The sequence below is a fragment of the Bradyrhizobium sp. genome, from assembly GCF_049798375.1.
Taxonomy (GTDB): Bacteria; Pseudomonadota; Alphaproteobacteria; order Rhizobiales; family Xanthobacteraceae; genus Bradyrhizobium.
In genome coordinates, this window is sequence record NZ_JBARGP010000585.1 from 1 (window position 1) to 11,662 (window position 11,662).

An 11,662-nucleotide genomic window follows, 5' to 3' on the forward strand; every position below is an offset into this window, starting at 1 on the left:
GCGCCGGCAGCAAGGTCGGGATCATCACCTTGAGCCGCTTGCCGCATACCCGATCCGACGCCTCCCACAGCGCCGTCATCGCATCCTTGATCGTCGCATCATATCTACGCTTGCGCTGTCGAGGTGCGTTGGCCACAACCTTTGCGCGTCGCCGGAGTGCGCGCACCGCATGCTTGCGATGCCAACCCGTCGTCGCGCACAGTTCGTCGAGGATGCGCCCCTTCTCCGATCGCTTGGCCGACCGGTAACGCTCCATCACCGCCGACAACACCTCGCGCCGCGCGCCCATGCTGATCATTCTCGCCATAGATGCCACCGAACCAATTCGATGGCACCGACCCAATCATCGGCGAGAAGTTGTCCAGTAACATTCTGGATGAGGCAATGCGGGGGGCAAATTTGAACGCCGATTGATACTCGGACGTCGTGGAGACGCTGAAGGACTGCGAAAACAGCGATTGAGTCTCATCGCAGCGGAAGTCCCCATGAGCGACCGCCGAACTCGTGGGAGGCAGCATTCCAATGGCAAATGCTCGAGGCGAAACACATGACCGGTCCCGAGGATTTTTCGGCCAAGTTGATCGACCTCAATTCGTTCGTGGTCATGGGCGACGGGTCGCGCCCCAAGATCCCGATGAAGACGTTGAAGACGAAGACGGCGCCAACGAGCGGGTCGTGCGCGAACCAGACGAGGGTTAAGGCTCAGAGCGCGATTGCTGCTCGCGAAGAGCGTCAAGAGCCCCCGTGGCGTCACGCGCGCCAGGCCGCGAAAAGGGTCCAGCACGTCATCAGGATCAAAATCAGCGAGCCGACGGTCCAGAGCGTGGCGCGCATGTCGTGAGTCCTGGCCGTGAAGTAGGCCGCGAAATGCAACAGCCGCGAAATGACGTAACCATATAGCAGCCATTGAGCGAGCCGCAGAGAAGGCTCAGTCAGGATGAAGAGAAACCCGGCGACCAGGAAGAAAGGCAGATTCTCCAGATCATTGAGCTGAATTCGCCGGATGCGATCCACGTATTCGTTCGGCGCCAGTTGTTCGGCGCTCGGGTGGGGATTGAGGATCGTTTTCTTGACGTCCTCCGGCGAGCGAAATCCGCCGTTAACCTGCATCATCCGGACGACGGTCAGCCATGACATCATGACAGCCTTGAGAATCATGATCGAGGCCGCGATGGCGTAGGTGTCGACGAGCGGATTTTGAAAGCTCAGCTTGTCCATTGTACCTGCCCTCGCGTTCCGGCGACCCGCAATCAGTCAAGCACGCCGAAGCGCCTGCTGGCTAGGCTCGCTTCGGGGCGGCTCGGAGCCGCAGCGCGCCCTGAGCGCAGTCCAACGTTCTCTCTGGGCTAATCGATTCCGGGCGGACACTCCGGGCACGTGTCGCCGATCGAGTCCAGCACGTCGCGGACTCCCGCTACCGCTTCCTTCGCGGAGACCCATGTGAAACGCCTGCTGGTTATACCGTGCAGTGCGATCACCTCGGACTGCCGACATTGCAGCGTCAGGTGTAGCCTTCAGATCCGGGCCGAGGTTGGCGGGTAATTGGCGGGGATGCGAGCGGGGATATCGATGCTTTGCTGACCTCGTGTTAGGCTTTGTCTACCCGATCAGGGAGCACAGCCATGACCGCCGAGTTTGATGAAGACCGCTTCAATATGGCTATCCGTAAATTTCTGAAGCATGTCGGAGTTACATCGCAGCGTGAATCGAGAATCTCGTGCGTAGCGGAGTGGTGAAAGGTGGCGAGCTCAAACTGCGAATGACCCTGTGCGCCGAGGGGACGCCGCTGAAACACGTTGTCGAAGAAACAGTCGCACTCTGACGACGTCTAAGGCGGAACGAGCCCTGTTCCTTCTGCCGTGCGCCAGCGGGTCGCGCGCCTTCGGATAGCCGAGGGTCCGACTCTTAGCCGAGCCGACGGCAGGGGCGGCCAGTTGCATTCTGTTTTCAAGACGGCAAGAACCAGCTCGCGGGCAGGTCTGAAATGGCCGGGATGCTGACCGAATAGGCCGCTGGACCTTAGAGCATAGCGAGAGCAAGGCTGAGACATACAAGCAGGGTCGCGGTGCTAAGTGACGCCACGACGAGAGCTTCTTCTTTGCGCCTGTGAGGGTAGGAGATCCTCCGCATGCCCTTCATCTCCTCCATCTTGGCCGGAATCGCCCGCGTCCAGAAAACTTATTGAGAACGGGACTGAGACGCTCGCGTTCCCCTCCATGGCCCGCCTGGGGCGAAGCCAAATGCTACGGTTCGGGCCGTGCGTCGTGGGGTTTCCCTGATCCTCGAAAGCCCCGCGATGGCCTGCCCGGTCCGCTCAGCGGCAGCCCGGCAAAGGCATGTCCTTCGGTCACGAGCAGAGGATTGATGCCGCCCTGTTCGAGGCAGGCTGCGTAGAGCAGCTGGCTTGCCGGAGAAGGCTTGGTCACTTCGAAGCGGGTGCGATGCGGAGCGAGCCGCATGTCAGCCGGCCGGAAGCCGCGAGGCGCCGGCGCAGGGCGTGCGGCTCGGGCCGCCGCGTCCGGCGGGAGCTGCCCGACCGCTTAGAAAGCCTTTGTGGCGACGAATCCTTGGAAGCCGAATCCTTGAAAAAATGGTGACAAATGAATCCTTGGAATTGGAATTCCTTGATCCAAATGAGTCCTTGGAATCGAATCCTTCAAATGGCGACAAACGAGTCCTTGAAACCTGAACCCGATTGAGTTGCTGCTGGATTGCCGCATCGCGCAGGAATGAACGAGCTTCTTCGGACGTGAACGGCTGCAGTTCAAAATGGTCGAAATCGACGAACGCCCCCTCCAGTTCGTAACGCCGGGCGATGATATCGAGACCGATTGATCCAGTCAGCAGCCAGCGAACATTCTCGTGGGCAAGCTGGAGAGCACGTAACTTGTATGCGAACGCGTCGGCGTCGTTCTGACTTGTTTGCGCGAAGGCGAGGAAGAAATAAACGATTTCATCGATGATGATCGCCGTCTTCTTTCCGGACTCGTCGAGCGAAGCAATCAACGTCCCGGCGAATTCGATTGGGTCCAGCTTTCCAAGCGCGTCGATCGGTCTGTCACCCCACTTGCGCCCAGCACATTCGTGAGCCGCTGGTGGATATGCGTCTTGATGCGATCGCGTATTGGACTTTCCGCTTCGATCCTTTGACACAGCTGCTGAGCAAATTCGGACGCCGATCGCACGCCTTCCACGTCCATCTCGATGACCTGCCAATCCTTCTGTCGCAAGTCATCCGCGAGCCGGTTGATCGTCCACGTCTTACCGATGCGGCGCGGTGCCAGCATGTTGATGTTCACGCCCGCTTCGAGCTTGGCCCGGAGCGCGTGGCGCTCGTTCAATCTATGGTGCATTGAATATATTCCTTAGAAAATTTATTCTCCCGAGAATAAATCACATACTCCGGCTGGCAAGCCTTCCACGACTGCAGGGACCCTGGGGACGACGAAGTTCCTCGGGCCCCGGGCGAAGCAGGTGTAACCCTACGGAAAGGAATTATTCCTTTGCTATCAGTCGCTTATTCGTAGTCTGATGAGCGAAGCGAGATCCGGTGTAGGAGAATCTGGATTGCTACCGTCCTACTGCAACCGCACCGGCAAGTTCAGCGGCCCCCGGAACCCGAACCCGTGCCACCGCACGCCCGCCGGATCGGGCAGCATCATGTTCGGAAACCGTTCGAACAGCATCGGCAGCAGGATGGCTCCGACGGTGCGGCGGGAGAGGTGGGCGCCGGCGCAATGGTGCGGGCCGTTGCCGAAGGCCTGGTGGGGATTGGGGTCGCGCAGCGCGTTGTAGTTCTCGCCGTCGTCGAACAGGTCCTCGTCGCGGTTGGCGGAGGCCTGGATCGTCATCACGGTGTCGCCCTTGGGGATCAGGCAGCCGCGGATCTCCGTGTCTTCCATCACGAGCCGTGAGCTCGCCTGGATCGGCGCCACCCACCGCACGCCTTCCTCGAAGGCGGAGCGCCACTTGTTCTGTTCGCGCACGGCGGCAAGCTGCTCCGGATTGGTGAGCAGGCCGTAGAGGATCGTCAGCAGGGCGTCGCGCGGCTCGTTGATGCCGCCGCCGATCGCGATCTTGATGTTGGCGATGATCTGGCTTTCCGCAATCGGGTTCTTCGCGTTCACCATGAAGGAGAGCGCGGAGGAATCCGGCTCACGCCGCACGCGCTCGGCGTTGGCGCGGATGCACCTGTCCATCTCCGCATTGGCGATGTCGCTCGCGTCGAACGGCCCCGGCGTCCAGCCGAAGTTTCCGGCCCCGTCGATCAGGGTCTGCGACCAGCGCTGCATGTCTTCGTCGCTCGCGTCCGGAACGCCCATGACATGGGCGAGGATGCGCGCGGCCAGCGGTCCGGCGAGGGCGGGAAACAGATCGACCACCTCGCCGCGCGGCAGCCGGTCGAGATAATCAGCGGCGAATGTCCTGTAGAGCGGCTCCCAGGCGGCTTCGATCGTCTTCGGCATCAGCGCCGGCATCATCGCCATGCGCTCGGCCCGGTGCTCGTCGTGATCCTTGCGCATCAAGGTATGCGCGAGGAAGGCCCGCTTCATCGGCGTGTTCGGATCGTCAGAGGAGAACAGCGCCGCATTGTCCTTCACATATTTGGTATCAGCCGCTTTGGTGAGGAACGTCCGGCCGACGGACTTGACCCGCAACACCGGCGCTTCGCGCCGCAGGCGCTGGTAGATCGGATAGGGATCGCGCGTCAGATCCGCGATTCCGATGGTCTCGTCCAGGGGAGCCAAGCTCGCGGTCAGCATGTGGGCGATCCTATTGGAATGCGGGCCAGCGCGTGTCTGGCCTTAAAAGATAGTGGCAGGGACTAAGCGGTGCAATCCTGGTCCGATGCCTCGGCAGGACGAGCGTCTATTCAATACCGGCGACCGCGGCTTGATTCAATCCGACAAGGTCTGGCGTGTTGCTCCCCACTCCGCAGGCGATTGTTCCGAGGTGGTGCGCCGCGGGCCGTTCCTAGCCCGGCATGGCGGTCACGTCGCGCGACAGGAAGTTTTTGAATCCCGCACCGCTTGATTCAGATCAACCCCGCGGCGCAACCACCGCCTCTCATCGCGCCATGAACGCAAACATGTCCTCAGCCGGGCTGGACCAGGCGGCGGCGCCCCCCAAGCGGCCGGGATTGTTTCCGCCGGCGCGGTGGCTGGCCGACTACCGCGCGTCCTGGCTGGGCCCGGATATCGTCGCCGGCGTCACGCTGGCAGCCTATGCGATCCCGGTCTCGCTCGCCTATGCAACGCTCGCGGGCCTGCCGCCGCAGATTGGCATCTACGGCTACATGCTCGGCGGCATCGGCTACGCACTGTTCGGCTCGTCCCGGCAACTGGCCATCGGCCCCACCTCGGCGATCTCGCTGATGATCGCCGCGACGGTTGCGCCGCTGGCCGCCGGAGATGCCGGGCGCTACATGCAGATCGCCAGCCTGTCCGCCTTTGCGGTCGCCGTGCTCTGCCTGATCGCATGGGTGTTCCGACTCAGCATGCTGGTGCGCCTGATCAGCGACAGCATCCTCACCGGCTTCAAAGCTGGCGCGGGGCTTACGATCATCATGACGCAGTTGCCGAGCCTGTTCGGCGTCGCCGGTGGCGGGCGCAATTTCTTCGATCGCGCGATCAGGCTGGCCGGGCAGCTCGGCGACACGCACATGATCGTGCTGGCGATCGGCCTCGTGGCGATCGCGCTCTTGCTGCTTGGCGCACGGCTGTTGCCCGGACGGCCGGTCGGGCTCGCGGTCGTCGTCCTGTCCATTGTTGTTGCAACCATGTTCGGGCTGCCGGCATTGGGTGTCGCCGTCACCGGAGCAATTCCATCGGGCCTGCCTGTGATTGCGATGCCGACATTCGGTCTGCTGGATTTCGACGACTTGTTTCCGCTGGCCGCCGGCGCGCTGCTGCTGGCCTATATCGAGGGCGTGTCCGCGGCACGAAGCTTTGCCGCCAAGCATGGCTATCCGCTCGACGCGCGGCAGGAGTTCTTGGGCCTCGGCGCCGCCAACCTCGCCGCATCGCTCGGTCATGGCTATCCCGTCGCCGGGGGGCTGTCGCAATCCGCGGTCAACGACCAGGCCGGCGCCAAGACGCCGCTGGCGCTGGTGATCTGCTCGATCACGCTGGCGGTCTGCCTGTTGTTCCTGACCGGGCTGCTGACCAATCTGCCGAAGGCGGTGCTGGCCGCGATCGTGTTCACGGCGGTGTACAAGCTCGTCGACGTCGCAGCCCTGCTGCGCATGTGGCGGATCAGTGGCATCGATTTCCTTGCCGCCACGATCGCGCTGATCGCCGTGCTGCTGCTCGGCATCCTGCAGGGCATCTTGCTGGCGGCGCTCGCCTCCGTGTTCCTGCTGCTAGCCCGCGCCTCGCGGCCGAATGTCGCCATTCTCGGCCGATTGCCGGGAACCGGCCGCTATGCCGACGCCGCGCGGCATTCGGACGTCGAGCCGCTCCCCGGCATCCTCGCCTTTCGGCCCGAGGCGTCGCTGCTCTACGTCAATGCCGAAACCGTGTTGGAAACCGTGCTGGCAAAGCTCGATGCGGCAGCTGACGTCAAGCTCGTCATCTGCGGTCTGTCATCGTCACCGTTCATTGATCTGGCCGGCTCCAAAATGCTGCATGATCTCCACGACGAACTCACGTCACGGGGTATCGGCTTTCAGATCGTTGGCGCGCGCGGGCAGGTCCGCGACGTCCTGCAGGCCGATGGCCTCGCCAAAAAGACCGACAGCGCCAACTGGACCCGGCGGATGGACAGTCTGCTCGGCGAGTTGAAGCCCGGTTGATCCTGCGAATAACTGCCGCCGGGATGCAGATCTGCATGTCGGCAGCCTCCGTCCATGCAGACCGATGAGGATCAGCGCCGGCGCTACTCCAGCGACCTGATCGAGCCCGCATGCCCGCCACGCCGCGGCCGATGCAAGTGTTGTTTGGCCGTGTTGCTTGGCAAGTGTTGCTCGCCGCGCCTGGAACCGGCCGTTTCTTGACAATTTTCCCTGCCCGGCTGAGGATGCCGGCCGGCTAGGAGCCGATGATTTTCCCGTCGCGGCCGAGCTCAACGTCTTCATCCGCGTGCGGATGGCGTCTGGCCGAACCAGAATTTTGCAGCGAAGGCCTCGATCGGTCTTGCGCGTCATCCCGACAGCGAAAGGCCTGTGAGCGGCTGTGCTAACCACGACCCAGATTGCCACCACCCAGATTGCAGCTGACGACCGTGGCGCCTGATCACGGCGGCCCGCGCGCATTTCTCGCCCATCACGGCGGCATCATGGGTCCGCTGATCGAGGCCTATGACTGGGCGTCGACGCCGGTCGGCCCGATCGATCGCTGGCCGCGCGCGCTGAAGACCGCTGTCGGCTTGATACTTCAGGCGCGCCAGCCGGCCTATGTGGCCTGGGGGCCGGAGCAGATCTCCTTCTACAATGACGGCTATATCCCGATCCTCGGATCGAAGCACCCCGCCGGTTTGGGCCAGCCTGCCAAATCTCTTTGGAGCGAGATCTGGGACACACTGGGCCCGATGAATGCCGCCGTGCTGTCCGGTCAGGCGCAGTGGTTCGAGGACATGCCGTTCGCCCTCGCGGGCCGCGATCGGCCGGTGAGCTGGTTCAGCTTCTCCTATACGCCGCTTCGTGACGACGACGACCGGATCGCCGGCATCTTCTGTGTCGCGACGGAAACGACCGGAAAGGTGCTTGCCGAGCGGCGCGCCGCATCCGAGCGGGAGCGGCTGACCCGCATGTTCGAGCAGGCGCCGGGATTCATGGCGGTGCTCGAAGGCCCGGAGCACAGGTTCGTGCACGTCAATCCTGCGTACCGGCGCCTCGTCTCCGGTCGCGACGTCGTCGGCAGGACGGTCAAGGAGGCGCTGCCGGAGACGGTCGCCCAAGGCTATCTGAAGCTGCTGGACGACGTGTATCGAACCGGCAATCCCTATATTTCGTCGGGCGCGCGGTTCCTGGGCGAGGTTTCCCCCGGCGCCGAGGCGGAGGAGCATTTTCTCGATTTCGTCTACCAGCCGATGACCGACGTGTCCGGCAGCATCACCGGGATATTCATCGAAGGCTACGAGGTGACGCAGCGCGTGCGCGCGGAATCCTCGCTCCGCGCCAGCGAGGAGCGGTACCGGACCTTGTTCGAGGCCATCGACGAAGGGTTCGGGCTGATGGAGCCTGTCGGGTCCGGCCGCGTGGAGGATTTCCGCCTCGTCGCCACAAACCCCGCCTTCGCCACGACGACCGGCCTCGATAGCGTGGTCGGGGCCACTCTGACCGATCTGCTCGGTGAGGATGCCATATCCTGGATCGGCGCCTTCGCCGACGTCCTGTCGTCCGGGCGCGCGAGGTGGCAGCGGCGGCTCGAGAGCACTGGGCGGATCCTGGACGTGTTCGCTTACCGCCTGGACGAGGAGCCGACCCACCGGGTCGCTGCCCTGGTGAACGACATCACGGCGCGGGTCCAGGCCGAGACGGACCGTCTCGCGCTGTTGAAGCTGTCGGATGCCATCCGCGGGGCGGACGATCCGGACGAGCTGTCCTACACGGCCGCCCGGATCCTGGGCGAGACGCTTGGGGTGAGCCGGGCGGGTTACGGGACGGTGGACACGCGCGCGGAGACGATCAGGATCGATCGCGACTGGAACGCGCCCGGCGTGGCGAGCATAGCGGGTACGCTGCGCTTTCGCGACTACGGCAGCTACATCGACGATCTCAAGCGCGGCGAAACCGCAGTTGTGACCGACGCGCGGCAAGATCCGCGCACGGCCCGCACGGCCCGTACGCTGGAGGCGATCAGCGCCCGCTCGTTCATCAATATGCCGGTGACGGAGCAGGGCGACTTCGTCGCGCTGCTGTTTTTCAATGACGCGCGGGCCCGGGAATGGACCGCGGACGAATTGGCGCTGGTTCGCGAGTTCGCCGAACGCACGCGAACGGCGGTCGCACGCTTGGCTGCCGAGCGGGACTTGCGCCATCTCGCCGCGTCACTCGAGCAGCAGGTCGAGCAGCGCACCGCCGAGCGCGATCGCATCTGGCGCAATTCGCGCGACCTGCTCGTGGTCGTGGACGGCGACGGGGTGTTTCGCACCGTCAACCCGGCATGGACCGCGATCCTCGGCCACAGTCCGCAGGAGGTCGTGGGCCGCAGCTTTCTGGACTTTGTCTGGCCTGACGACGCCGATTTGACGCGCAGCGGCTTTGCCCAGGCCGCGAAGCAAGCCGACCTCACCGATTTCGAGACCCGCTATCGTCACAAGGACGGCACGCCCCGCTGGATCTCGTGGCACACCTCCGCCGAAGGCGACCTGGTCTATGCCTATGGCCGGGACGTCACGGCAGCCAAGCAGGCGGCTGCTGAGCTGGCCCAAGCACAAGAGGCGCTTCGCCAGGCGCAAAAGCTCGAAGCGATCGGCCAGCTCACCGGGGGAGTGGCCCACGATTTCAATAATCTGCTGACCATCATCAAATCCTCCAGCGACCTGCTGCGACGGCCTGATCTGCCCGAAGAACGGCGGCGCAAATATATCGATGCGATCAGCGAAACCGTGTCCCGGGCTGCGAAGCTCACCGGCCAGCTGCTGGCATTCGCGCGGCGGCAGGCCTTGAAGCCGGAGGTGTTCGACGTGGCCCAGCGGGTCCGCGACGTGGCCGACATGCTCTCCACGGTGGTCGGCTCGCGCATTCAGATCGTGCTCGACGTGGCCGACCAGTCCTGCTGGACCAAAGCCGATGCAAGCCAGTTCGAGACGGCGCTCGTCAACCTGGTCGTGAATGCGCGCGATGCCATGGACGGCGAGGGCATGTTGAGCATCAAGGTGAGCGCGACCTACCGGTCAGCTTCCGAGGAGTTTGGCCGACAGGATGGCAAGGCGTTCGTGACGGTGTCGATTGCCGACACCGGCGTCGGCATCCCGACCGACAGGCTGACCAAGATCTTCGAACCGTTCTTCACGACCAAGGAAGTCGGCAAGGGCACGGGCCTTGGCCTGTCCCAAGTCTACGGGTTCGCCAAGCAGTCCGGCGGAGACGTTGCGGTCGAAAGCAAGCCGGGCAAGGGCAGCATCTTCAGCCTTTATTTGCCCGCCGCAGAGCAGGCGCTTGCCTCCAGCGGCGAGCCGAAGGCGGTGATGTTGCCGTACCACGGTGCCGGCCGACGGGTGCTGGTCGTCGAGGACAATGTCGACGTCGGTGCCTTCTCCACCCAGGTGCTCCAGGATCTCGGCTACGAGACGACCTGGGCGAAAAGCGCGAAGGAAGCCATGTCGCTGATGGAGGACGGGCAGCCGTTCGATGTCGTTTTCTCGGATGTCGTGATGCCCGAGACCAATGGGATCGATTTGGCCAAGACTCTTCGAGAGCGCTACCCGACGCTGCCGATCGTTCTCACGTCCGGATATAGCGACGTGCTCGCGGAAAAAGGACGTCACGGGTTCAGCCTGCTTCAGAAGCCCTACGCCGCGGAGGAACTGTCGCGCGTATTGCGGCTCGCCTGCGCAGGATCACGCATGTCTCGCGCGCCGCTTCGTTCCGAAAGCCCCGCGTAGCATCGGCATCAATGGTCATCGCGTCGGCACCGTTCGCGGGATGGCAGAAGCGCATGAGGGTTCCCTGACTTTCGAGGAACAAAGGCGGCGGCAAGAGGCTTGACTGCGGTTGAGCTCGCGGAGGCGCCGATGCCCGCCTTGTTCGCCTATTTGCTTTCGATCAGCGTGTTTGTCGGGGCCGGCTATGCGGGCCTCGTCTGGCTCACCGAACCGCTTCCGGCCAAGCCATCTGCCACGAGCACGGTCGGATCGGCGCATGCGCGCCCGAAACTCAAACACGAAGCCGTGGCCGCCGATGATGCGTCGCCGCGGGATCCCGCCGCTTCGTCGTCCGAGCCGGCGGCAAGCGCTCCGAACGCGCCGGCTCCGCAGCCGCAGCCCGCCGCTGAGGCAGCATCCGAGGCGAAGCCGGAACCGCCCGCGCAGGAGCCGCGAGACGAGGCGCGGCAGCTTCCACGCCAAGATCGGAGCGAAGATCATCACGCAGCGGACAGCGCAGATGGGGCCGCTCCGGTTGCCGCGTCCCGCCATGCGGTGCGCGGCCGTCCTGAGTTAACAGCGACCGCAGAGCATCAGCAGCCAGGCGGCAGCCGGGAGACGCCGCCATTGTTGCCGAAGCCGGTCTTGTCGCCGAAGGCGGCCAACGCGGTGGCGCAATGGTTTGGTGCGCACGCGGCCGAGCGGCACGCCAGGCCGAAGCCGCGCGAGACCATGGTGCGAGCCAAGCAGCATAGCGTCCGCGAAGCCTCGCGATCGCGATACGTGATGATGACGCTGCGGACGATCGAATATCCTGACGGCCATCGCGAGCGGCGCCTGCTGCCAGTGCGCCAGTTCTGGGCCGACTCGGATTAGCCGCCGGCCTTCATCAGGCAGACTGGCGTCGATCGCTGCAGCAGCGCCTTGCGCCTTCGCGCCACATCGCGATGGTTCCTGTTCGGCGATCTGTCGTCATGACCATCTCTTGTATGCTATCCGATCTGCAATGACTGTGATCGGAGAACGTCCATGCGAACCATCAGGATCGGCGCCGGCGCCGGCTATTCGGGCGACCGCATCGAGCCCGCGGTCGAGCTCGCCGAGAAGGGCGCGCTCGATTACCTGGTGTTCGAAT

8 protein-coding genes and 2 pseudogenes are annotated in these 11,662 nt (G+C 63.9%); 5 read left to right on the forward strand and 5 right to left on the reverse strand.

Annotated features, from left to right (window positions below; genetic code table 11):
- Together WA702_RS23430 and WA702_RS23435 are read right to left on the reverse strand one after the other, a co-directional pair.
- Positions 1–289: pseudogene (locus WA702_RS23430) on the reverse strand (transposase); the annotation flags it as partial.
- A gap of 461 nt (positions 290–750) precedes the next feature.
- Positions 751–1,218 carry an MAPEG family protein gene (locus tag WA702_RS23435; RefSeq protein WP_425112939.1) on the reverse strand — a complete coding sequence of 156 codons (468 nt, stop codon included), beginning with the start codon at positions 1,216–1,218 and terminating at the stop codon, positions 751–753.
- Between the two features lie 404 nt (positions 1,219–1,622).
- On the opposite strand from WA702_RS23435, the pseudogene WA702_RS23440 reads away from it, so the two are divergent.
- Positions 1,623–1,822 (forward strand): annotated as a pseudogene (locus WA702_RS23440) (DUF6494 family protein).
- Between the two features lie 638 nt (positions 1,823–2,460).
- Here the strand turns inward: WA702_RS23440 and WA702_RS23445 are convergent.
- The 3 genes from WA702_RS23445 to WA702_RS23455 form a co-directional block, all read right to left on the reverse strand.
- Positions 2,461–3,006, reverse strand: coding sequence for a hypothetical protein (locus WA702_RS23445; RefSeq protein ID WP_425112940.1), 546 nt, complete (start codon positions 3,004–3,006; stop codon positions 2,461–2,463).
- On the reverse strand, positions 3,003–3,353 hold the full coding sequence (locus WA702_RS23450; RefSeq protein ID WP_425112941.1) for a hypothetical protein: 351 nt from the start codon (positions 3,351–3,353) through the stop codon (positions 3,003–3,005). The genes WA702_RS23445 and WA702_RS23450 overlap by 4 nt, the downstream gene beginning before the upstream one ends.
- A 225-nt stretch (positions 3,354–3,578) precedes the next feature.
- Positions 3,579–4,763, reverse strand: coding sequence for a cytochrome P450 (locus tag WA702_RS23455; protein WP_425112942.1), 1,185 nt, complete (start codon positions 4,761–4,763; stop codon positions 3,579–3,581).
- Between the two features lie 326 nt (positions 4,764–5,089).
- Between WA702_RS23455 and WA702_RS23460 the strand changes: the two genes are divergently transcribed.
- The 4 genes from WA702_RS23460 to WA702_RS23475 form a co-directional block, all read left to right on the forward strand.
- Positions 5,090–6,793: a SulP family inorganic anion transporter gene (locus tag WA702_RS23460; protein ID WP_425112943.1), complete on the forward strand. Its 1,704-nt coding sequence runs from the start codon at positions 5,090–5,092 to the stop codon at positions 6,791–6,793.
- A gap of 482 nt (positions 6,794–7,275) precedes the next feature.
- Positions 7,276–10,548, forward strand: coding sequence for a PAS domain-containing protein (locus tag WA702_RS23465; RefSeq protein WP_425112944.1), 3,273 nt, complete (start codon positions 7,276–7,278; stop codon positions 10,546–10,548).
- A gap of 609 nt (positions 10,549–11,157) precedes the next feature.
- Positions 11,158–11,403, forward strand: a complete 246-nt coding sequence (locus WA702_RS23470; RefSeq protein WP_425112945.1) for a hypothetical protein — start codon at positions 11,158–11,160, stop codon at positions 11,401–11,403.
- Between the two features lie 153 nt (positions 11,404–11,556).
- The coding region (locus WA702_RS23475) for an acyclic terpene utilization AtuA family protein (RefSeq protein WP_425112946.1) at positions 11,557–11,662 on the forward strand (106 nt) is incomplete at its 3' end.

Excerpts from the sequence above, each read along its gene's own strand:
- WA702_RS23435 (WP_425112939.1), bottom strand. The coding sequence starts at position 1,218 with ATGGACAAGCTGAGCTTTCAAAATCCGCTCGTCGACACCTACGCCATC.
- WA702_RS23450 (WP_425112941.1), bottom strand. The coding sequence starts at position 3,353 with ATGCACCATAGATTGAACGAGCGCCACGCGCTCCGGGCCAAGCTCGAA.
- WA702_RS23455 (WP_425112942.1), bottom strand. The coding sequence starts at position 4,763 with ATGCTGACCGCGAGCTTGGCTCCCCTGGACGAGACCATCGGAATCGCG.
- WA702_RS23460 (WP_425112943.1), top strand. The coding sequence starts at position 5,090 with ATGTCCTCAGCCGGGCTGGACCAGGCGGCGGCGCCCCCCAAGCGGCCG.
- WA702_RS23465 (WP_425112944.1), top strand. The coding sequence starts at position 7,276 with ATGGGTCCGCTGATCGAGGCCTATGACTGGGCGTCGACGCCGGTCGGC.